Consider the following 21,290-nt stretch of genomic DNA (forward strand, 5'->3'; position numbering starts at 1 on the left):
CATGAGCACCACCGTCCTCGCCGCAGGCAACCACTTCATCCGCCCGAGCCTGTTCGCCGAGGCCGTGCGCGCCGCCGCCGGGGAGCTGCCGCTGGACGTCCGCGAGCTCCAATTCCCGTGGCCGCACACGCCGTTCGGCCCGGTCGGCGAGGTCATCGAGGCATCGGGCAGCGAGGACGAGATGATCGAGGCGCTCCAGGGCGTACGGATCTGCGTCACCGAGCACGGCCCGCTCACCGAGCGCATCCTCGCCAACTGCCCCGACCTGAAGCTGTTCTGCACCAGCCGCGGCGGCCCGGTCAACGCCAACCTCGAAGCCGCGACCCGGCACGGCGTCGCCGTCTGCTACGCCCCCGGCCGCAACGCCACCGCCACCGCGGAACACACCCTCACCCTGCTCCTCGCCGCCGCACGCGGCGTCGGCGACACCCACACCGACCTGCGCAAGGGCACCTGGCGCGGCGACTACTACGACTACGACAACTGCGGCATCGAGATCGACGGAGCGACCGTCGGCCTGATCGGTTACGGAGCCATCGGCAGCCGCGTCGCCCGCGTCCTGCGCGCCATGGGCGCCGAAGTCCTGGTGCACGACCCGTACGTACGGCCCGATGCGCTGGCCGGTGTCGCGGAACAGGTCTCCCTGGACGAACTGCTGCGCCGCTCGCGCATCGTCTCCCTGCACGCCCGGGTCACCGACGAGACCAAGGGCATGATCGGCCGCGCGCAGATCGCCGCGATGCCCCGCGGATCGATCCTGGTCAACTGCGCCCGCGGCGCGCTCCTCGACTACGAAGCGGCCTGCGACGCCCTGGAGTCGGGCCACCTCGCAGGCGCGGGCTTCGACGTCTTCCCCGAGGAGCCCCTTCCCGCCGACTCCCGGCTGCTCAAGGCCCCCGGCGTCGTCCTCACCCCGCACATCGCGGGCGGCAGCCAGCAGGTCGCGCACAAGGCCGCGGCGATCGTGGCCGCGGAGGCCGGCCGCTTCCTGCGCGGCGAGCCCCTTGAGCACTGCGCCAACCCCGAGGTGTTCAAGGCGGGTTGAGGCCGGGCGCGGCGGCGTAGCCTGCGGTCAGGAGGCGGTTGTATGCGCGAGACATCCTCATCGGAGCACCCGAGGGAGACGGACCCGGCGGCCGACCCTGGGCTCTTCGGACCCTCGTCCGTGACCTGGCAGATGCACGGCGACCCGATGATGTGGGTCGCCGGAATCCGCGCCCTGTATCTGCAGGCCCTGCACCCGCGCGCGGTCCGCGGCGTCATGCAGAACAGCGACTTCCGCAAGGACGCCTGGGGCCGCCTCATGCGGACCGCCAACTTCGTGGGCACCATCTCGTACGGCACCACCGAGGTCGCCGAGCACGCGGGCGCGCGCGTGCGGAAGATCCACACGATGATAAAAGCCACCGACCCCGACACGGGGGAGCGGTACGGCGTCGACGAGCCCGAGCTGCTGCTGTGGGTGCACTGCGCCGAGATCGACTCCTATCTGCACGTCGCACGCCGGTCGGGATTCCGCCTCACCGACGAGCTCGCCGACCGCTATGTCGCCGAGCAGCGGGAGAGCGCCCGGCTCGTCGGCCTCGACCCCGCCGAGGTACCGGGGTCGACCGCCGACATGGCCGCGTACTTCGAGCGGGTGCGGCCCGACCTCGCCGCAGGGCCCGAGGCGCGCGACGTCGACGACTTCCTCCAACGTCCGCCCACCCACCCGCTGTTGATCCCGGCGCGCGCCCTGCTGTGGCGGCGCGTGGCGAATCTCGCGTACGCCTCGCTGCCGCCGTACGCCCACGAGTTGTACGGCAGGACCGCCCCGCCGCCCGCCACCGTGACCCGGCGGCTCGTCACCACCGGCACCATGCTGCGCACCGTTCCCGCACGTCTACGCTGGCAACTTCCCCCGAAGCACATTCTGCGCGCCATGGCCAGGCTGGGGCCCGGCGCCCGGCCCGCCCCGTACAAACTCGACAGGCGGGCAGCCATACTGGACGGGCCGGGGAGGGCGAAGCGAAGCAACGGGGGCGACGGCGGGAGATGGCGGACACCAGGCTGATCCAGGGCCGGTACCGGCTACTGGACCTGATCGGACGCGGCGGCATGGGCGAGGTGTGGCGAGCCCGCGACGAGTCCCTCGGTCGCAGGGTCGCCGTGAAGTGCCTCAAGCCGCTGGGGCCCCAGCACGACCAGTCGTTCACGCGCGTGCTGCGTGAGCGGTTCCGGCGCGAGGCGCGCGTCGCTGCCGCGCTGCAGCACCGCGGCGTGACCGTCGTCCATGACTTCGGGGAGCACGACGGCGTCCTGTATCTGGTGATGGAGCTGCTCGAAGGACGCAACCTCAGTCAGCTCCTGGAGGACAACAAACAGCATCCGCTGCCCGTCGCGGACGTCGTGGAGATCGCCGACCAGGTCTCCGCCGCGCTCGCGTACACCCATGAACAGGGCATCGTGCACCGCGACCTGAAGCCCGCCAACATCATGCGGCTCACGGACGGCACGGTGAAGATCTGCGACTTCGGGATCGCGAGACTCGGCCACGACATCGGCTTCACCTCGCGCCTGACCGGCACGGGCATCGCGATGGGCACCCCCCACTACATGTCGCCCGAGCAGATCAGCGGCGCCCAGGTCGACCAGCGCAGCGACCTCTACTCCCTCGGGTGCGTGCTGTACGAGATCGCCACCGGGGCGCCGCCGTTCGACCTGGAGGACGCCTGGGCGGTGCTCGTCGGCCACCGGGACACACCGCCCGAGCCGCCGCGCAGCCACCGCGAGGAGCTGCCCGAGTACTTCGAGAGGATCGTTCTCGACCTGCTCGCCAAGGAGCCGGACGAGCGGCCCAGCGACGCACGCGAACTGGGGCGCCGCATCGTCACGGGCCGCACGGTCCCTTCGTACGTACCCACCGTCGTCACCCCGCCCGTGCGCCGCCCGGAGCAGCCGCCCTCGCGCGAGCCGCGGCTGCCCTCGTGGACCCGCGGCATGACGACCGGGCACAAGGCGAACGGCGCGTCCGAGCTGCGGACGACCCCGCCCGACGCGGCGGCGGGCCTGACCGGCGAGTGGATCCCGCGCACCGACGCCCGCCGGGCCGCGACACCGAGGCAGCCCGAACGGCCCACCCCGTCACCCGAGGTGGTCGCCACCCTCGTCAGCCGGCACAACGCTGGCCTGAGCCTGGGCCGCCTCGGCCGCTGGGCCGAAGCGGGCGAGGTGCACCGCGCGGTGGCCGCCGAGCGGGAGCACGCCCTCGGCCCCGACCACCCCGACACCCTCGCCAGCCGCTACGAAGTGGGCTTCACACTCAGCCGTACGGGGCGCGCGGCCGACGCCCTGCGGGAGTACGGCCGCGTCGCCCAGGGCAGGGAGCGTTCCCTCGGCCCCGAGCACCCGGACACGCTGGCCGCACGGCAGGAAATGGCATACGTCATGGGGCAGTTGGGGCGGCACTTCGAGGCCCACCAGATGTACACGTCGGTCCTCGCCGTCCGGGAGCGGACCGCTGGCCCCGACCACCCCGACACCCTGCGCTGCCGGCACAACCTCGCGTACAACCTCAGCAGACTCGGCCGCCTGGAGGACTCCTACCAGCTGGCCCGCCAGGTCGCGACGGCCCGTGCGCGCGTCCTCGGCGAGACGCACCCCGACACCCTCGTCACCCGATACGAAGTCGCCTACGCGCTCGGCCAGTTGGGCCGCTGGCCCGAGGCGCTCCAGACGTACCGCGAGGTCGCCGACGCGCGCGTGCGAGCGCTCGGCGCCGACCACCCCGACACCCTCGCCGCCCGCTACGAGGTGGGCATCAGCCTCGGCAGGCTCGGCCGCAGCGGCGAGGCCCTGGAGCTGTACCGCGACCTGATCGACGACCGCACCCGCGTGAACGGCCCCTCCGATCCCGAGACGTTGCGCGCCCGGCACGGCCTCGGCGTCAACCTCGGCCGCCAGGGCCGCTGGGAGGAAGCCCTCGCCGAGGCCCGTGACGTCTGCGCGATCCGCGAACGCGTCCTCGGCGGCGACCACCCCGACACGCTGGTCAGCCGCCGCGAGGTGGCCGTGGGCCTCGGCTGGCTCGGCCGCTGGGCGGACGCCCTGACCGAGTACCGCAGGGTCGCTGCCGCGCGTGAGCAGGTACTTGGCGCTGACCATCCCGACGCCCTCGCCAGCCGCAACGACGAGGCGCACTGCCTGGAGCAGCTGGGCCGCGGCACCGAGGCGGTCGAGCTCTACCGGCGGGTGGCGGCGCTGCGCCAGCGGCGGGCGTCGGGCGGGCACTGACTCGCGGGGCGCGTCGTGCGGGGCAACTTCGGTGGATGGTCGACTGCCGACACGTCGTGGCTGGTCGCGCAGTTCCCCGCGCCCCTTCGGGGCGCTCCACGTGTTACCAAGGGCTATGCCCCTTCGCGATCGATACGACGCCGTCATCGTCGGCGGCGGTCACAACGGACTCGTGGCCGCCGCCTATCTCGCCCGCGCCGGACGCTCCGTCCTGCTCCTGGAGCGGCTCTCCGGGACCGGCGGAGCCGCCGTGTCCAGCCGCCCCTTCGCCGGTGTCGACGCCCGGCTCTCGCGCTACTCGTATCTGGTGAGCCTGCTGCCGCGGAAGATCGTCAGGGATCTCGACCTGGACTTCCGGGTGCGCACCCGCACCGTCTCCTCCTACACGCCGACCGAGCGCGACGGACGCCCGGCCGGACTGCTCGTCGGCGGGGGAGAAGCGCGCACGAGGGACGCGTTCGAGCGGCTCACCGGTGGTCCGCGCGAATACGAGGCCTGGCGGGAGTTCTACGCCATGACGGGGCACGTCGCCGAGCAGGTGTTCCCCACGCTCACCGAGCCCCTGCCCACACGCCACGCCCTGCGCGAGCGGATCGGCGACGAGGCCGCCTGGCGCGCGCTGTTCGAGGAGCCCATCGGCACCGCCATCGAGGAGCGCTTCGCCGACGACCTGGTACGCGGCGTGGTGCTCACCGACGCCCTCATCGGGACGTTCGCCGACGCCCACGACCCGTCCCTGCGGCAGAACCGCTGCTTCCTCTACCACGTCATCGGCGGCGGCACCGGCGACTGGAACGTGCCCGTCGGCGGCATGGGCGCCCTCACCGGAGCCCTCGCGGACTCGGCCCGCGCCGCGGGCGCCGAACTCGCCACGGACCACGAGGTCACACGCATCGAATCGGACGGACAGACCGCCGAGGTCACCTACCGCACCCCCGAGCGCGAGGCCACCGTCGCCGCCCGGCACGTCCTGGTCAACGCCTCACCGCAGGAGCTCGCCACGCTCGTCGGCGACACCCCACCAGCCCCGGCCGAAGGCGCCCAGCTCAAGGTCAACATGCTGCTCGAACGGCTGCCGAGGCTGCGCGACACCACGGTCGACCCGCACGAAGCCTTCGCCGGGACCTTCCACATCGGGGAGGGCTACGGGGAGTTGGGAGCCGCCTACGCCCAGGCCGCGTCCGGGGAGCTGCCCGCCGCGCCGCCGTCCGAGATCTACTGCCACTCCCTGACCGATCCCAGCATCCTCGCCCCCGAACTCGTGGAGCGCGGCTGTCAGACCCTCACCCTCTTCGGGCTCCACACGCCCGCCCGCCTCTTCGCCCACGACAACGACGCCGTACGGGCCGAACTCCTGAAGGCCACCCTGGCGCAGCTGGACGCGCACCTGGCCGAGCCGCTCGCCGACTGCCTGGCCACCGACGCCGAAGGCCGCCCCTGCATCGAGGCCAAGACCCCGCTGGACCTGGAACGCGACCTGCGCCTGCCCGGCGGCAACATCTTCCACCGCGACCTCGCCTTCCCCTACGCCCAGGACGGCACAGGCCGCTGGGGAGTGGAGACACGGCACGCGAACGTCCTGCTGTGCGGTGCGGGTGCCGTGCGCGGCGGCGGGGTCAGCGGCATCCCCGGGCACAACGCCGCGATGGCGGCGTTGGGGGAGTAGGACACCACCCGTCCTCGGCGGGGGAGTAGGACACCACCTGTCCTCGGCCGGCTGTCGTCAGTCGGCCGACGGCGCCCAGCCCACCGCCTCGATGAGCGCCGCGTCGGCGGGCCGTGCCTCGTCGAAGGCGGTACGGCCGCCGTCCTCCACCCGCAGCCCGTCCGCGTACGCGCCGCGCCCCACGTAGAGCCGGTCCGTCGCGTACCGCCAGCGCAGCCGCACCCGCCCGCCACGCCACTGCGCGAGGTCCGCGGTCAGCCGGTGCCAGACACGCCCCGACCAGCCGCTCGCCGTGCCGTCAGTGTGCTGCCGAGGCGCCGACCCCTTGCGTTCCGTCGTGAACGGCACCGGCTGCCATGTCGCTCCGTCGTCGCCCGAGGCTTCGAGCCGCAGCACGTCCGACCCGGGCTCGGTGTCCCACCACAGCGAACACCGCAGCCTCGCCCGGTCCGTGGTGAGGGAGAGCGGCGGCAGGGTCAGGGTGGCCGCGGTGGCGTTCGCCATGCCGGAGAACCAGGCGGTGCGCCCGCGCGCGGGACGTACCGGGACGGCGCGTGCCATGTGGTTCGCCGCCGCCACCCTGGGGGCCGAACCGGAGCGCCAACTGCGCACCGGGTGAACCGAGTTGCCGAGGACGACGAGGAAGGAGTCGGTCGTCGGGTCCAGGACGAGGGACGTGCCGGTGAACCCCGTGTGGCCCGCGGTGCGCGGCGTCGCCATCGCGCCCATGTACCAGTGCTGGTAGAGCTCGAAGCCCAGGCCGTGCTCGTCGCCGGGGAAGTCGGTGTTGAAGTCGGTGAACATCAGCTTCACGGACTCGGCGGAGAGGATGCGGGAGCGGCCGTAGACCCCGCCGTTGAGCAGCGTGCGGCCGAGGATCGCCAGGTCCCAGGCGCAGGAGAAGACCCCGGCGTGCCCAGCGACCCCGCCGAAGCCGAAGGCGTTCTCGTCGTGCACCTCGCCCCACACCATGCCGCGGTCCAGGCCCGACCACGGCAGGCGGGCGTCCTCGGTGGCGGCGATCTTCGGCTGCCAGGACGCGGGCGGGTTGTAGCGCGTGCGGTGCATCCCGAGTGGAGCAGTGATCTCGTCGTGGAGCAGTGCATCCAACTGACGACCCGTGATCTCTTCGAGGACCAGTTGGAGCGAGATCAGATTCAGGTCCGAGTAGAGGTACTTGGTGCCGGGCGGGTTGAGCGGCGCTTCGTTCCAGATGAGGCGCAGCCGACCCTCGCGCGTGGGCTCCTTGAAGAGGGGGATCCAGGCGCGGAAGCCCGAAGTGTGGGTGAGGAGCTGCCGGATGGTGATGTCCTGCTTGCCCGCGCCCCCGAAATCGGGGAGGTACGAGGCCACCTTCGCCTCAAGCTCCAGCTTCCCCCGCTCAATCTGCTGCACCGCGAGCAGCGACGTGAACAGCTTGGAGACGGAAGCGAGATCGAAGACAGTGTCCTTGGCCATCGGGATCTGCCGGTCGGCCGGCAGCTCGACGCCGGTGTCGGTCTTCTCGTCGTACGCCGAGTAGCGCACCGCCTTGCCGATCGGCTGGTGCAGGGCGACCGTGCCGCCACGGCCCGCGAGCAGGACGGCGCCCGCGTACCAGGGGTGCTTGGGGGATGGGCCGAGGAACTGTTCGGCGTCGGCGACCAGTTGCCGCAGGTGCCCGGCGAGCAGTCCGGCGCGCTCGGGGCTGCCGGGCCGCAGCGTCGGGTGCCCGGCGCCCTTCGCGGACTCCGCTGCCGCGGCGGGACCTGCGGGGAACGGCACCAGCGCGAGCGCGCCACCCAACGCCACGACCCGCGCGCCCAGTTGGCGACGGCTCAGCCCGCCACCCGCACCGTCGGCCGCTCCGCCATCCGCTCTGTCAGACGCTCCGCCACCCGCTCTGTCCGACGTCGCCCCGCTGTCCTCGGCCATGACCGTGCCCCCTCCTGAAACGCTCCTGAGCTGAAATTATCTTTCGGGATCACAAGAGACTGCTGAAACTTTCATGTCAGTGTCCGGCCCTGTCAACCACGGGCGCCCGGCAAAGATCTGACACCGCATCAGAAAATCTCTTCCGTCGTCCGGACGGCTGCGGCATCCTGCGCCCATGCAGACAGATCTGAGCAGGAAACTGGGGATCGAGCACGCCATCTTCGGCTTCACGCCCTTCCCGGCGGTGGCGGCCGCCATCAGCAGAGCGGGCGGATTCGGTGTGCTCGGCGCGGTCCGATACACGGCGCCCGACGAGCTGGCCCGGGATCTCGACTGGATGCAGGAGCATGTCGACGACCGGCCCTACGGACTCGATGTCGTGATGCCCGCGAAGAAGGTCGAGGGGGTGAGCGAGGCCGACGTCGAGGCGATGATCCCCGAAGGACACCGGCAGTTCGTCAAGGACACCCTCGGCAAGCACGGCGTACCCGAACTCGCCGAAGGGGAGGCCTCCGGCTGGCGCATCACCGGGTGGATGGAGCAGGTCGCCCGCAACCAGCTCGACGTCGCCTTCGACTACCCGATCAAACTGCTCGCCAACGCGCTCGGCTCACCGCCCGCCGACGTCATCCAGCGCGCCCACGAGAACGACGTACTCGTCGCCGCCCTCGCGGGCAGCGCCCGGCACGCGCGGAAGCACGCGGACGCGGGCATCGACGTCGTCGTCGCGCAGGGCTACGAGGCGGGCGGCCACACCGGCGAGATCGCCTCCATGGTCCTGACACCGGAGGCCGTCGAGGCCGTCGCGCCGCTGCCGGTGCTCGCGGCGGGCGGCATCGGCAGCGGCGAACAGATAGCCGCCGCGTTCGCTCTCGGCGCGCAAGGCGTGTGGCTGGGCTCCCTCTGGCTCACCACGACCGAGGCCGACATGCACTCGCGGGCGCTCACCGAGAAGCTCCTGGCGGCGGGCTCGGGCGACACGGTCCGCTCACGCGCCCTGACGGGCAAGCCCGCACGCCAGTTGCGCACCGAATGGACCGACGCCTGGGACGACCCGGACGGGCCCGGCACACTCCCCATGCCGCTACAGGGACTCCTGGTCGCCGAGGCGGTCTCACGCATCCAGAAGTACGAGGTCCAGGCGCTGCTCGGCACGCCCGTCGGGCAGATCGTCGGCCGGATGAACAGCGAACGCAGCGTCCAGGCGGTCTTCGACGACCTGACCCGCGGTTTCGAGCGCGCCATCGACCGTGTGAACCGCATCGCCGGACGCGACTGATGACTGCCGAGTGCCGACAGATGACAGATGACAGATGACAGATGACGACGACTGACGACTGACGAGAGACGGAGGAGAGGTCCTTATGAGCAGCATGCCGGGCAGCACGCCCCCCAACGGCTTCTGGGCGCAGGCCGAAGCGGACCCGGACCGCACGGTCCTGACCGCGCCCGACGGCGAGCAGTGGACCGCGCGACGCCTGCACGCGGCGACCAACCAACTCGTCCACGGGCTGCGCGCCGCGGGCCTCGAGCGCGGTGACGCCTTCGCCGTCGTGCTGCCCAACGGCGTCGAGTTCCTCACCGCGTACCTGGCGGCGTCGCAGGCCGGTTTCTATCTCGTCCCGGTCAATCATCACCTGGTCGGACCCGAGATCGCCTGGATCGTCGCCGACTCCGGCGCGAAGGTGCTGATCGCGCACGAACGGTTCGCGCAGGCGGCGACCGACGCCGCCGACGAGGCGAAGCTCCCGGCCACGCACCGGTACTCCGTGGGCGATGTCCCCGGCTTCCACCCCTACGCCGAACTCCTCACCGGACAAAAGGAGTCGGCCCCGGACGGCCGCACCCTCGGCTGGGTCATGAACTACACATCGGGCACGACGGGACGCCCGCGCGGCATCCGGCGCCCGCTGTCCGGCAAGCTCCCCGAGGAGTCGTACCTCGGCGGCTTCCTCGGCATCTTCGGCGTCAAGCCCTTCGACGACAACGTGCACCTCGTCTGCTCGCCGCTGTACCACACCGCGGTCCTCCAGTTCGCGGGCGCCGCCCTGCACATCGGCCACCCGCTGGTCCTGATGGACAAGTGGACGCCCGAGGAGATGCTCCGTCTCATCGACACGTACAAGTGCACGCACACCCACATGGTCCCGACCCAGTTCCACCGCCTCCTCGCGCTGCCGGACGCGACGAAGGCGGCGTACGACGTGTCGTCGATGCGCCACGCCATTCACGGCGCCGCGCCCTGCCCCGACCACGTCAAACGGGCGATGATCGAGTGGTGGGGCGAGTGCGTCGAGGAGTACTACGCGGCCAGCGAGGGCGGCGGTGCCTTCGCCACCGCGCAGGACTGGCTGAAGCGGCCCGGCACCGTGGGCAAGGCCTGGCCCATCAGTGAACTGGCCGTCTTCGACGACGACGGCAACCGACTGCCGCCCGGTGAACTCGGCACCGTCTACATGAAGATGAGCACCGGCGGATTCTCGTACCACAAGGACGAGTCCAAGACGAAGAAGAACCGCATCGGCGACTTCTTCACCGTCGGCGACCTCGGCCTCCTGGACGAGGACGGCTACCTCTATCTCCGTGACCGCAAGATCGACATGATCATCTCGGGCGGGGTCAACATCTACCCCGCCGAGATCGAGTCCGCACTGCTCACCCACCCCGCCGTCGCGGACGCCGCCGCGTTCGGCATCCCGCACGACGAATGGGGCGAGCAGGTCAAGGCGGTCGTCGAGGTCGCCGAGGGCCACACGGTGGGCGACGCCCTGGCCGCCGACATCCTCGATCACTGCGAACGCCAACTGGCGGGCTACAAACGCCCGAAGAGCGTCGACTTCATCGAGGTCATGCCACGCGACCCGAACGGCAAGCTCTACAAGCGACGGCTGCGGGAGCCGTACTGGGAGGGCAGGGAGCGCGTGGTCTAAAACTCTGCCCGGCCCCTCGTGACGGCCCGGCCCTGGCCGTCACGACGGGTCGAGCGGTCCGAGCAGCCAGGAGCCGGCGGAGTGCGGGTCGTCGCTGAAGTAGAACTCCCGGATGGCGTCGAGGATTTCGTCCCGGCCGATGGCGCCGTCCGCGTTCCTGTCGAGGCGGCCGAAGACCTCCCGCGCGTCCGCCTCCGGCAGGTTCATCAGAGCACCGGTCCAGCGCACCTGCTCCTCCCGGGTCAGTTTGCCGTCGCCGTCCGCGTCGGCGATGTCCATGATCGCGTCGAGGAACGGGATGTACCCCTCGTCGAACGACTTCGGCGTCTCGAGAAGCCCGGCCGCGAAGGCGGCCTTGTACTCCGCCTCGCTGATCCTGCCGTCCTTGTCGGCATCGGCGACTCGCGCGAGGTGCTCCCACAGCCCGACGCTCAGCTCCCGCAGCCTGGCCACGGGCCCGGAGCCCGCACCGTGACCGAAGGCTTCGCCGAGCCGGGCCACGGACGTCTCGAAGTCCGCACGCTCGATGAACCCGTCGCCGTCGGTGTCGTACGTCGAGAACCTCCGGGACAGCTTGCGGTCCAGGAACGTGGATGGCTTCACCATGGGTCCTCCCCTGAGAGATGTCCCCTCCTGACTACCTCAGTTCGCCGTGGTCGCCATAGAGCGCGGGCAGCAACTGTTCCTCCTCGTACGCGAAATGCTCCTCCAGGCCCGAAGCCAGCCGGTCGAGTTCGGCTTCCAGGTCGATGACGGAGTCCGGATCCGCGAGGAGCGCCTCCAGTTCGGTCAGGGTCCGTGCGACCGTCTTGTGCTCATCGCGGAGCCTGGCGATTCCCGGCGCCAACTCCGGGAACTGGCGCTCCAGTTCGGTGAAGGCGCCGTCCTCGTTGGTGTGGTGCTCATGGAGCGCGCCGCAGAGGGTGAGGCAGTGCCGGGCGAGCTGCCCGCCGAGGGACAGAGCAGGGCTGCGCCGGGTGTCGGACGTCGTGCGGTAGGCGGCTGCCTGCTCGCGCAACTCGGCGAGTTCACCCCGCAGTTCGGTGTGGACGGCGACCAAGTGGTCGGCGATCGCCCGGTGCCGGGCGGGATCGGCCGCGCTCAGGCGGTGCAGAGCGATGACGGGGATGGTGCGGTCCGTGCCCTGCTGGTAGGCGGTGAACGCCGGGTCGCGCTCGCACTGCGCCGCGAACTGGCGGTCGCGTTCCTCGCCGTGGAGGGGTTCTGCCGTGACCGGGAAGCGGTCGATGCCGCCCGCGCCGTCGCCGATCTCCACGGTGAGCCGCGGGTTGGCCAGGAGGTTGTGGTACCAGTCGGGGTTCTTGTCCCCGCCGCCGTTGGAGGCGAAGACGAGGAGCCGCTCGCCGTCGCGGGCGTACACGGCGGGGTTGCTCCGGGGGCGGCCACTGCGGGCGCCGGTCGTGGTCAGGAGGACGAGTGGGGCGCCGGTGAACATGCCGCCGACCCGGCCGCCGTTCGCACGGAACTCGGCCATGAGCTGCTGGTTGAACTCGGCGGGGGATAAGGGCTGTCCGGGGTCTGCGGGCTGCTTCTCGGGCATGGCTGTGGACCCTTTCGATAGCATCGGCAGCGCAAGCGCGTTTGCTTTGAAAGCGAAGTAGCTTTGAGGTCAAAGCTATTGAGGAGGGTGGCGAGTGTCAACGGGTGACGAGGCCGGTCCGGAGGTCGACGACGCCGTCCGGACCCTGCTCCTGCTGATGCCGCGCATGGTCGGACGCGTCAAGCGGATCAGGATCCCCGAAGAGCTCCAGTCGCTCGCGCTCGCCCCCCGCCACCTCTCGCTGCTCGCCTACCTGCTCTTCGACGGGCCGATGAGCGTCAACGAACTCGCCGCGCGCCTGGAGGTCGCGCCGACGACGGTGAGCCTGATGGTCGGCGAGCTGAGCCGTAAGGGCGTCCTGGAGCGGCAGGAGGACGCGGCGGACCGCCGACGCAAGATCGTCAGCATCGCCGAGGACCGCCGCGCGGCGATCGACGGCTGGCTCGGCCGGGGCGCCGTCGCCTGGCGCAAGGCCCTCGCGCCGCTGACGGCCGCCGAACGGAAGCTCTTCATCGACACGCTCGCCGCGTACGAGGACGGCCTCGCCGACGAGTGAGCATCCCCCGCACAGCATGAAGCCGGGCCACTCCGCGTCGACTTCAACGCGGCGTGACCCGGCCCCAGTTGGTACAGCGCGCCCTCAGCGGTGCTCGCGCACCTTCACCACCTTCAGCTTCGGATCGCGCAGGATGTCCTTCTCGCAGAACCGCGACGTCACCCAGCGCTCATCGGCGTACAGCCGCGTCTGATCGCTGTAGTGCGGCGAGTTCGGGTTCGACGACTGCGAGTAGGTGAGGAGCGTGCGCGCCTCCGGGCAGCGGCCCTTGCCCCAGCCGACCGCCTGGATGTGGCTCGAACCGTGCGCTACCTCGGTGTAGCCGCCGCCCTTCGCATCCCAGACCGGCTCGACCTTGTTCCACACGCCGACCGACTCCGTGCCGCCGTGGACCGGCAGCCGCTCCGAGCCGCGTACGACGAACTGGTTCCTGCCCAGCGGCGCGTCGAGCGCGATGCCCGCCCCGCTCAGCTCGGCCACCGCGTCGGCGAGCGCCGTCGCGAAGCCGGGCGCGGCCGTGTTGAGGGTGTTCGGCGTGCGCACCGGGTCGGCGGCGGAGAACGGCACCTTCCACAGCTGGGCGTTCGGCACGGCGGCGACCAGCTTGCGCCAGAACCGGTCGAAGAGCAGGGCGCCCTTGCTGTCCGTGTTCATGCTGTGGTCCCAGGCCTTGAGCGCAGCACAGGCCTTGCGTACGTCAATCGCCTTGCCGTCACTGCCCGTTGCGGTCCCACCGGGCAGCGCGGCACACGCACGCGCCGCGTCGTCGGCGGCCAGGTCGCCCGCCGGGGCGCGGTTCGCGAACTGCTGCTCCTGGAGGTCCTTGACCGTCAGACCGCCCTGCTTCGCCATCGCCGCGACGTCCTCGATGGCGCCGCGCGTCCGCATGGAGCGCTGCGTGCCGATCGTCCCGAAGACCCGCTCGTAGCCCGTGATCGGCCGGTCGGCGTTGGTCAGCCAGGCGCTGTCGTTCGAGTTCTCCGCGTACGGGGCGTCCTTGAGCGTGGGCATCTTCGACGGGCCGAAGACGCCTGGCTGGAGCGCGTCCTTGTCCGAGCCGAGGGCGCAGTCACCGCGCGAACCGTCGAGCACGGCCACGCCCGACGCCGGATACGTCACCTTGCCCAGGTCCGTGGAGCAGCGCTGGGCGAGATCGTCGGTGATGCGGGGCAGCACCTGCGACTGGGTGAGGAGCGAGTGGCCCTTGCGGTCGGCGGCCACGGTGTTGACCCAGGGCAGCCCCTGCGTGTCGCGCAGCGCCTTCAACACGCCTTCGGTGGAGCGGGCCTTGCCGAAGCCCAGGTTGGTGTCGCTGCCGCGCATGTTCGTGGCGTTGGGGTCGTTCAGGGCGTACGCCGTCTTCGCCGACCAGGGCAGCGGAAGCTGAGTGCCGAGACCGGTGGTGACCGGGCCGTACCGGGTCCACCACTGGGTGCGGGTCACCGGAGCGCCGTCCTTGACCGGCACTTCGACCGTCCGCTTCGTCATCTTCTCCCGCTTGCCGTCCACCAGATAGGTGGTCGGATCGGCGGGATCCAGCGTGAGCTGATGCAGATTGAGGGTCACGCCGGTCGCCACCGTGTGGCTCCACGCCACGTCGCCGTTGAAGCCGATGTTGACGACGCTCGTGCCGAGCAGCGAACCGCCCGAGACGTTCAGCTCACCGGGGATGGTCTGCTGCGACTGCCAGAAGCGCCGGCCGCCCTGCCAGGGGTAGTGCGGATTGCCGAGCAGCAGACCCTTGCCGTTCGCGGTGGTCCTCCCGCTGAACGCGACGGCGTTGGACCCCATGACGGCCTCGTCGGCCGAGAAGAGCTTGCGCGCCGCCTTCGCGGTGCGCTCGGGGTCGGCCGCACGGTCCGGGGCCGTCGAACTCGGCGGCTGCGCGGCGGTGATGCCGTCGATGCCGCGTCCCTGACCACCGAGGACCTGGACGGCGAAGCCCTGCCTGGCCACATCCAGGGAGCTGATCGGGCGCAGCCACTTGGCGCCCTTGCACGCGGGGTCCGTCACGCGGTTCTGCTTGAGCCAGGCGTTGTAGCCCGCCGCGAAGCCGTGCATCAGCTTCTTCGTCGTGGCGCTCGGGCCCGCCGGGGCGGGCTGCTTGAGGAGCTTCTCCACCGTGCGCGTGTCGCGGACACCGCCGAAGTAGAGGTCGCTGGAGAGGTTGGTGGTCGCCGAGGACAGCGAGCCGTCGGGCTTGCCGTCAGGGCCGAAGTAGCGTGACCGCTCCCCGCGCACGGTCACATATCCCTCGGCGAGGGTGCACACCTGGTCGGCGGCCTGCGCCCAGCCGGTGCCGAAGCCGAGGTTCTCGTAGTCCTTGGCGAGAATGTGCGGAATGCCGTACTGGGTGTAGCGGACGGTCGCGGACAGGCCGCCGCCCGACGGGCGGTCCTCGCGCGCGTCCGCCGCACCGGCGGTGGCGGCGGACGAGGGCAGAAGGGCCGTGGCGGTCAACAGGCTGATGCCGAGGGCCGTCAGGCGTCTCGAGCGGATACGCATACTGCCTCCCAACGCGGGTCGGGGAAGGGGCGGTTGAGCGTACCAATCGGTATGTCACTTGATCGAGTACCGGAACCGGCCGGGTTCGCGACCCGTCCGGAGCCTTGACCGCCGTGACGCGCGCGGCACAGGATCACGCCATGACGGGTGTACGCAGCAATACGGTCGATGGGGTCCTTCGACGCAGCGCGCGGCGCGTGCCGGGGCGAGTGGCTCTGCGCTACGGGGAACGGGTCTGGACGTACGCGGAACTGGACACGGCCGTGTCGCGTGCCGCCCATGTGCTGCGCGATACGGGCCTCGGCCACGGTGACCGCGTCGGTGCCTACGCCCACAACTCGGACGCCTACCTCATCGGCTTCCTGGCCTGCTCGCGGGCGGGCCTCGTCCATGTGCCGGTCAACCAGAACCTCGTCGGCGACGACCTGGCGTACATCGTCGGCCAGTCGGGCAGTTCCCTGGTCCTCGCCGACCCGGATATCGCCCCGCGCCTGCCCGGCGACGTACGCGTCCTCGCCCTCCGCGACGCCGATGACTCACTGCTCACGCGGCTCACTGCCGCACCGGCGTACGACGGGGAGGAACCCGGCGCGGAAGACTTGGCTCAGCTGCTCTACACCTCCGGCACCACCGCGCTCCCCAAGGGCGCGATGATGACGCACCGCGCCCTCGTACACGAATACGTCAGCGCCATCACGGCCCTCGACCTGAAGGAGACGGACAAGCCCGTCCACTCGCTGCCGCTCTACCACTCGGCGCAGATGCACGTCTTCCTGCTGCCGTACCTCGCGGTGGGCGCCGAGAACACCATCCTCGACGCGCCCGACGCCGAGCGGATCTTCGATCTGGTCGAGGCCGGCCGCGCCGACAGTCTCTTCGCGCCGCCCACCGTGTGGATCGGCCTGTCGAACCACCCCGGCTTCGCCACCCGCGACCTCGGCGCCCTGCGCAAGGCCTACTACGGGGCGTCGATCATGCCCGTCCCCGTCCTGGAGCGGCTGCGCGAACGGCTGCCGTCGCTCGGCTTCTACAACTGCTTCGGGCAGAGCGAGATCGGCCCGCTCGCCACGGTCCTCGGGCCCGACGAACACGAGGGGCGGATGGACTCCTGCGGGCGGCCCGTCCTGTTCGTCGAGGCGCAGGTCGTGGACGAGCGCGGCGCCGAGGTGCCCGACGGCACCCAGGGCGAAGTCGTCTACCGCTCACCGCAGTTGTGCGAGGGCTACTGGGACAAGCCCGAGGAGACCAAGGAGGCGTTCCGTGACGGGTGGTTCCACTCCGGGGACCTCGCCGTGCGGGACGAAGAGGGCTACTTCACGGTCGTCGACCGGGTGAAGGACGTCATCAACTCCGGCGGCGTCCTCGTCGCCTCGCGCCAGGTGGAGGACGCGCTCTACACCCACGAGCGGGTCGCGGAGACAGCCGTGATCGGGCTCCCGGACGAGCGCTGGATCGAGGCGGTCACCGCCGTCGTCGTACGCAACGGAGAGGTGAGCGAAGCCGAACTCATCGACCACGCACGCGAGAAGCTCGCCCACTTCAAGGCGCCCAAACGGGTCCTCTTCGTGGACGAGCTGCCGCGCAACGCGAGCGGGAAGATCCTCAAGCGGGAGCTGCGGGACCGCTTCAGCGCGTCGTAGCCCTAGGTGTTTCTCAGGTCCACGATCCGCTTGAACTTCCCCACCGACCGCTCGATCGTCTCCGGATCGACGATCTCGACCGCCACCGAGACGCCGATGCCGTCCTTCACCGCTGACGCGATCTCCCGCGCCGCCGCCTCGCGCCGCTCGGGAGTCGTGTCCGCGCGGGACTCGGCACGGACCGTCAGCGCGTCCATGCGGCCCTCGCGGGTCAGACGCAGCTGGAAGTGCGGGGCGACGCCCGGTGTCCGCAGCACGATCTCCTCCACCTGCGTGGGGAAGAGGTTCACGCCGCGCAGGATCACCATGTCGTCCGACCGGCCCGTGACCTTCTCCATACGGCGGAACGTCCGCGCGGTGCCGGGCAGGAGGCGGGTCAGGTCGCGGGTGCGGTAACGGATGACGGGCATGGCCTCCTTGGTGAGGGACGTGAAGACCAGCTCACCGCGCTCGCCGTCCGGAAGCACCTCACCGGTGATCGGATCCACCACCTCCGGATAGAAGTGGTCCTCCCAGATGTGCAGACCGTCCTTGGTCTCCACGCACTCCTGGGCGACACCGGGGCCGATGACCTCCGAGAGCCCGTATATGTCGACCGCGTCGATCGCGAACCGCTCCTCGATCTCGCGGCGCATCTCCTCCGTCCACGGCTCGGCTCCGAAGATGCCGACCTTGAGGGACGTCGTACGCGGATCGACGCCCTGACGCTCGAACTCCTCAAGGAGCGTCAGCATGTAGGAGGGCGTGACCATGATGATCTCGGGGCGGAAGTCCTGGATCAGCTGGACCTGACGTGCCGTCATGCCGCCGGACGCGGGAATGACCGTACAGCCGAGCCGCTCGGCGCCGTAGTGCGCGCCGAGTCCGCCCGTGAACAGGCCGTATCCGTACGCCACATGGACCTTGTGTCCGGGGCGGCCGCCCGCCGCGCGGATCGAGCGGGCGACGACGTCCGCCCACATCGACAGGTCCTGCTCGGTGTAGCCGACGACCGTGGGCCGGCCCGTGGTTCCGCTGGACGCGTGCAGGCGCCGCACCTCGGACTGCTCGACCGCGAACATCCCGAAGGGGTAGTTGTCCCGCAGGTCGGTCTTGGCCGTGAACGGGAAGCGGGCCAGATCGGAGAGTGCGCGGCAGTCGTCGGGGCGCAGGCCCGCCTTGTCGAACGCCGCCCGGTAGAAGGGCACGTTCTCGTACGCGTGCAGCAAGGTGTCCTGCATGCGCTCCAGCTGCAGCGCTTCGAGCTCCTCGCGCCCGAGGCGCTCCGCCGCGTCCAGCATGGCCGTCATATGGAGTTTCTCCCGTCCCAAACGGGCGACCGATCATTCGGTCGTGGATCTTCCGTCAAGGTCAGTAATCCAGCCCCGGAGGCGGCCGTCAAGAGATCGCGCAGGGCGGCCTTGAGCTATTGGGCAGGACGGTCTTGAGCTGGGGCGCTGCGGCCGAACGGCATTGTCCGGATGCGGCGTGAGATGTGATGATCACCCCCATGCCGACCTTCACCGCGTACGACGGGACCGAACTCGCCTACCACGAGAAGGGGGAGGGCGAGCCGCTGCTGTGCGTGCCGGGCGGCCCCATGCGGGCCTCCGCCTACTTCGGCGATCTCGGCGGCCTGACGGCGCACCGCCGTCTGATCCTGCTCGACCTGCGCGGTACGGGCGACTCCGCGCTGCCGGCCGACCCGGCCACGTACCGCTGCGACCGGCTCGTGGACGACGTCGAGGCGCTGCGCGAGCACCTGGGGTTCGACGAGGTCGACCTGCTCGGCCACTCGGCGGCAGGCAACATCGCCACGCTGTACGCGGCACGCCACCCGAAGCGGATCCGCAGCCTCGTCCTGATCACCCCGGCCACGCAGTCGCTCGGTCTCACGCTGGGCGCTCGGGACCACCTTGACGCCGCGCGGGCGCACAAGGACGAGCCGTGGTACCCGGCGGCCGAGGCCGCGCTGAAGGAGATCGAAGCCGGACGTGACCCCCGTGAGGTGTGGGACGCGATCGTCCCCCTCGCCTACGGGCGCTGGGACGACGCGGCGCGGGCGCACCAGGCGGCGAGCGCGCGGGAGAAGAACGCGGAGGCTGCCGCCGCGTTCTACGGCGACGGGGCTTTCGACCCGCCCGCGACGCGTGCGGCGCTGGCTGAGCTGATCGCTCCCGTGCTCGTCCTCGCGGGGGAGTACGACGGGGCTCCGAACCCCGCGCACGCGGAGGAGTTCGCCGGGTTCTTCCCTGGCGGAGTGCGTCAAGTGCAGCCGGGCGGTGGGCATTTCCCGTGGCTGGACGACCCGGAGTGGTTCGCGCGGCGCGTGGCAGGCTTCCTCGCGCAGGACTAGGGCTACCAGGGGAGTCACTGTGCGTTCACTTCGTCCGTGGGGCGTCTGCTCGCCGCCGGGGCCGTGGCTGTGACTGTGGCGGGCGCTTCCGTCTGTCTGTGCGGGTTGATTCTCTTCCGGGCCGCCGCTTCGCGGCGGATTTTTTCCCGCCCACCCACCCGATTGCCCCGCAGCGACTTCGGTGGGGTGGGAAGGCGGTTGCGTGGCGGACGGCGCTCGCGCCGCCCGACTACCCCGCCGCCCCCGCCGCCACCGACTTCGCCCACCTGTAGTCCGCCTTGCCGCTGGGAGAGCGTTGGATCTCCGTGGTGAAGACCACCGCCCGCGGGATCTTGTAGCCGGCGAGGCGGGCGCGGCAGTGGGTCTGGATGGCTTCGAGGTCCAACGCGGGGGCTCCCTCCCGCAGTTGGACGACCGCTGCCACGCGGTTGCCCCAGCGTTCGTCAGGGACTCCGGCGACCAGCGCGTCGTACACGTCCGGATGCGATTTGAGCGCCTGCTCGACCTCCTCCGGATACACCTTCTCGCCACCGGTGTTGATGCACTGCGAGCCCCGGCCCAGGACGGTGACTATGCCGCCCTCGTCGACCGTCGCCATGTCGCCGAGCAGCACCCAGCGTTCGTCGCCCTTCTGGAAGAAGGTCTCGGCGGTCTTCACCGGGTCGTTGTAGTAGCCGAGCGGCACATGGCCGCGCTGGGCCAGGCGGCCCGGTACGCCGACCGGCACCGGCTCGTGCGTGACCAGGTCCACCACCTGGGTACGTTCGTTGACCTCCAGGCGGAAGCCCTTCTCCGGGCCCGAGTCGTCCGTCGCCTTGCCGTTGGAACCGGACTCCGATGAGCCGAAGTTGTTCAGGAGCAGGACGTTCGGGGCCAGTTCCTGGAACTGGGCCCGGACCGTCTCGGACATGATCGCCCCGGAGGAGGAGACGCTGAAGAGGGACGACAGGTCCGTACCCTTGAGCGGGCCGAGCAAGGCGTCGATGAGCGGCCTGAGCATCGCGTCGCCGACCAGCGACACGCTGGAGACCTTCTCCCGCTCGATCGTGCGGAGCACCTCTTCAGGGACGTACTTGCGGTGAATGGCCACCCGCTGGCCGTAGTTGAAGGCGATGAACGACGTCAGCGTCGAGGTGCCGTGCATCAGCGGGGGAGCGGGGAAGAACGTGAGGCCGGGGCCGCCCGCCGCGACGCGCTCCGCCAGCTCCTCGGGCCGCTTCACCGGCTCGCCCGCGGGCTCACCGCCGAAGAGCCCGGCGAAGAACAGGTCCTCCTGGCGCCACATGACACCCTTGGGCATGCCGGTGGTGCCGCCGGTGTAGATGATGAAGAGGTCATCGGCCGAGCGCGGCCCGAAGCCGCGCTCCTGCGAACCCGCCGCCTCCGCCTCGGTGAAGGCCACCACGTCGAGCGCGGGGGCGTCCACGGGCGGTGTCCCCACCCGCACCAGATGCCGCAGCTTCTCCGTGCGCGGCAGCGCCGCCGCGACCCGCTCGGTGAACTCCGCGTCGAAGACGAGCGCGGCGAGGTCGGCGTCGCGGTAGAGGTAGACCAACTCCTCTTCCACGTAGCGGTAGTTGACGTTGACCGGTACCAGGCGTGCCTTGAGGCAGGCGAGCACGGTCTGGAGGTACTCGACGCCGTTGTAGAGGTGCAGCCCCAGATGCTCGCCGGGCTTCAGGCCACTGTCGATCAGGTGGTGCGCGATGCGATTGGCGGCCCGGTCGAGCTCGGCGTACGTCAGCCTGCGTTCCGCCCCGGTGCCGGGGTGATCGATGTACACGAGCGCCTCGCGGTCGGGGACCACGTCGACGACCGACTCGAACAGGTCGGCAAGGTTGTACTCCACCGCTCCTCCTGACCCCGGCGTCATCTCTTCTGGCGGTCATCAGAGCAGAGGCACCCACAAGT

The 21,290-nt window shown here is 70.8% G+C and carries 15 protein-coding genes; 9 read left to right on the forward strand and 6 right to left on the reverse strand.

Going from position 1 to position 21,290, the window contains the following annotated elements:
* Position 1 precedes the first annotated feature (1 nt).
* The 4 genes from ACWGI2_RS23470 to ACWGI2_RS23485 all read left to right on the forward strand — a co-directional run bounded on the left by ACWGI2_RS23470 (position 2) and on the right by ACWGI2_RS23485 (position 5,938).
* A complete protein-coding gene (locus ACWGI2_RS23470; protein ID WP_453697402.1) occupies positions 2-1,045 on the forward strand; it encodes a 2-hydroxyacid dehydrogenase in 1,044 nt (347 codons plus the stop codon).
* 42 nt (positions 1,046-1,087) lie between these two features.
* Positions 1,088-2,053, forward strand: coding sequence for an oxygenase MpaB family protein (locus ACWGI2_RS23475; protein WP_453697403.1), 966 nt, complete (start codon positions 1,088-1,090; stop codon positions 2,051-2,053).
* The gene (locus ACWGI2_RS23480) at positions 2,035-4,272 is read left to right on the forward strand and encodes a tetratricopeptide repeat protein (protein ID WP_453697404.1); all 2,238 of its coding nucleotides are present in this window, start codon (positions 2,035-2,037) and stop codon (positions 4,270-4,272) included. Before ACWGI2_RS23475 ends, ACWGI2_RS23480 begins: the two co-directional genes overlap by 19 nt.
* 115 nt (positions 4,273-4,387) lie before the next feature.
* Positions 4,388-5,938, forward strand: a complete 1,551-nt coding sequence (locus ACWGI2_RS23485; protein WP_453697406.1) for a phytoene desaturase family protein — start codon at positions 4,388-4,390, stop codon at positions 5,936-5,938.
* 57 nt (positions 5,939-5,995) lie between these two features.
* Here ACWGI2_RS23485 and ACWGI2_RS23490 read toward each other — a convergent pair whose 3' ends face one another.
* On the reverse strand, positions 5,996-7,852 hold the full coding sequence (locus tag ACWGI2_RS23490; RefSeq protein ID WP_453697408.1) for a serine hydrolase: 1,857 nt from the start codon (positions 7,850-7,852) through the stop codon (positions 5,996-5,998).
* Positions 7,853-8,027: 175 nt separating this feature from the next.
* Here ACWGI2_RS23490 and ACWGI2_RS23495 point away from each other — a divergent pair, with 175 nt between their 5' ends.
* Both ACWGI2_RS23495 and ACWGI2_RS23500 read left to right on the forward strand, forming a co-directional pair.
* Positions 8,028-9,131, forward strand: a complete 1,104-nt coding sequence (locus ACWGI2_RS23495) for an NAD(P)H-dependent flavin oxidoreductase (RefSeq protein ID WP_453697409.1) — start codon at positions 8,028-8,030, stop codon at positions 9,129-9,131.
* A gap of 94 nt (positions 9,132-9,225) precedes the next feature.
* Complete coding sequence (locus tag ACWGI2_RS23500) at positions 9,226-10,782, forward strand: acyl-CoA synthetase (protein WP_453697717.1); 1,557 nt, start codon at positions 9,226-9,228, stop codon at positions 10,780-10,782.
* A 39-nt stretch (positions 10,783-10,821) separates the two neighbouring features.
* Here the strand turns inward: ACWGI2_RS23500 and ACWGI2_RS23505 are convergent, their stop codons facing one another.
* Complete coding sequence (locus tag ACWGI2_RS23505) at positions 10,822-11,388, reverse strand: EF-hand domain-containing protein (RefSeq protein ID WP_453697410.1); 567 nt, start codon at positions 11,386-11,388, stop codon at positions 10,822-10,824.
* A 31-nt stretch (positions 11,389-11,419) separates the two neighbouring features.
* Positions 11,420-12,343: a nitroreductase/quinone reductase family protein gene (locus tag ACWGI2_RS23510; RefSeq protein WP_453697412.1), complete on the reverse strand. Its 924-nt coding sequence runs from the start codon at positions 12,341-12,343 to the stop codon at positions 11,420-11,422.
* 157 nt (positions 12,344-12,500) lie between these two features.
* Here ACWGI2_RS23510 and ACWGI2_RS23515 point away from each other — a divergent pair, with 157 nt between their 5' ends.
* On the forward strand, positions 12,501-12,899 hold the full coding sequence (locus ACWGI2_RS23515; protein ID WP_453697718.1) for a MarR family winged helix-turn-helix transcriptional regulator: 399 nt from the start codon (positions 12,501-12,503) through the stop codon (positions 12,897-12,899).
* 84 nt (positions 12,900-12,983) lie between these two features.
* On the opposite strand, the gene ACWGI2_RS23520 is transcribed toward ACWGI2_RS23515, so the two are convergent.
* On the reverse strand, positions 12,984-15,404 hold the full coding sequence (locus ACWGI2_RS23520) for a penicillin acylase family protein (protein WP_453697413.1): 2,421 nt from the start codon (positions 15,402-15,404) through the stop codon (positions 12,984-12,986).
* 140 nt (positions 15,405-15,544) lie between these two features.
* Between ACWGI2_RS23520 and ACWGI2_RS23525 the strand changes: the two genes are divergently transcribed.
* Positions 15,545-17,044, forward strand: coding sequence for an acyl-CoA synthetase (locus tag ACWGI2_RS23525; protein WP_453697414.1), 1,500 nt, complete (start codon positions 15,545-15,547; stop codon positions 17,042-17,044).
* A gap of 2 nt (positions 17,045-17,046) precedes the next feature.
* On the opposite strand, the gene paaK is transcribed toward ACWGI2_RS23525, so the two are convergent.
* On the reverse strand, positions 17,047-18,333 hold the full coding sequence (gene paaK / locus ACWGI2_RS23530) for a phenylacetate--CoA ligase PaaK (RefSeq protein WP_453697415.1): 1,287 nt from the start codon (positions 18,331-18,333) through the stop codon (positions 17,047-17,049).
* 200 nt (positions 18,334-18,533) lie between these two features.
* On the opposite strand from paaK, the gene ACWGI2_RS23535 reads away from it, so the two are divergent.
* Entirely contained in the window at positions 18,534-19,379 is an 846-nt protein-coding gene (locus tag ACWGI2_RS23535) for an alpha/beta fold hydrolase (protein ID WP_453697416.1), read from the forward strand.
* 229 nt (positions 19,380-19,608) lie between these two features.
* On the opposite strand, the gene ACWGI2_RS23540 is transcribed toward ACWGI2_RS23535, so the two are convergent.
* Positions 19,609-21,228 carry an acyl-CoA synthetase gene (locus ACWGI2_RS23540; protein WP_453697418.1) on the reverse strand — a complete coding sequence of 540 codons (1,620 nt, stop codon included), beginning with the start codon at positions 21,226-21,228 and terminating at the stop codon, positions 19,609-19,611.
* Positions 21,229-21,290 lie beyond the last annotated feature (62 nt).

Source organism: Streptomyces sp. NPDC054866, from assembly GCF_053610745.1.

What these genes read in the sequence shown, in the direction of transcription:
- ACWGI2_RS23470 (WP_453697402.1), top strand. Translation starts at nt 2, where the DNA reads ATGAGCACCACCGTCCTCGCCGCAGGCAACCACTTCATCCGCCCGAGC.
- ACWGI2_RS23475 (WP_453697403.1), top strand. Translation starts at nt 1,088, where the DNA reads ATGCGCGAGACATCCTCATCGGAGCACCCGAGGGAGACGGACCCGGCG.
- ACWGI2_RS23480 (WP_453697404.1), top strand. Translation starts at nt 2,035, where the DNA reads ATGGCGGACACCAGGCTGATCCAGGGCCGGTACCGGCTACTGGACCTG.
- ACWGI2_RS23485 (WP_453697406.1), top strand. Translation starts at nt 4,388, where the DNA reads ATGCCCCTTCGCGATCGATACGACGCCGTCATCGTCGGCGGCGGTCAC.
- ACWGI2_RS23490 (WP_453697408.1), bottom strand. Translation starts at nt 7,852, where the DNA reads ATGGCCGAGGACAGCGGGGCGACGTCGGACAGAGCGGGTGGCGGAGCG.
- ACWGI2_RS23495 (WP_453697409.1), top strand. Translation starts at nt 8,028, where the DNA reads ATGCAGACAGATCTGAGCAGGAAACTGGGGATCGAGCACGCCATCTTC.
- ACWGI2_RS23500 (WP_453697717.1), top strand. Translation starts at nt 9,226, where the DNA reads ATGCCGGGCAGCACGCCCCCCAACGGCTTCTGGGCGCAGGCCGAAGCG.
- ACWGI2_RS23505 (WP_453697410.1), bottom strand. Translation starts at nt 11,388, where the DNA reads ATGGTGAAGCCATCCACGTTCCTGGACCGCAAGCTGTCCCGGAGGTTC.
- ACWGI2_RS23510 (WP_453697412.1), bottom strand. Translation starts at nt 12,343, where the DNA reads ATGCCCGAGAAGCAGCCCGCAGACCCCGGACAGCCCTTATCCCCCGCC.
- ACWGI2_RS23515 (WP_453697718.1), top strand. Translation starts at nt 12,501, where the DNA reads ATGCCGCGCATGGTCGGACGCGTCAAGCGGATCAGGATCCCCGAAGAG.
- ACWGI2_RS23520 (WP_453697413.1), bottom strand. Translation starts at nt 15,404, where the DNA reads ATGCGTATCCGCTCGAGACGCCTGACGGCCCTCGGCATCAGCCTGTTG.
- ACWGI2_RS23525 (WP_453697414.1), top strand. Translation starts at nt 15,545, where the DNA reads ATGACGGGTGTACGCAGCAATACGGTCGATGGGGTCCTTCGACGCAGC.
- paaK (WP_453697415.1), bottom strand. Translation starts at nt 18,333, where the DNA reads ATGACGGCCATGCTGGACGCGGCGGAGCGCCTCGGGCGCGAGGAGCTC.
- ACWGI2_RS23535 (WP_453697416.1), top strand. Translation starts at nt 18,534, where the DNA reads ATGCCGACCTTCACCGCGTACGACGGGACCGAACTCGCCTACCACGAG.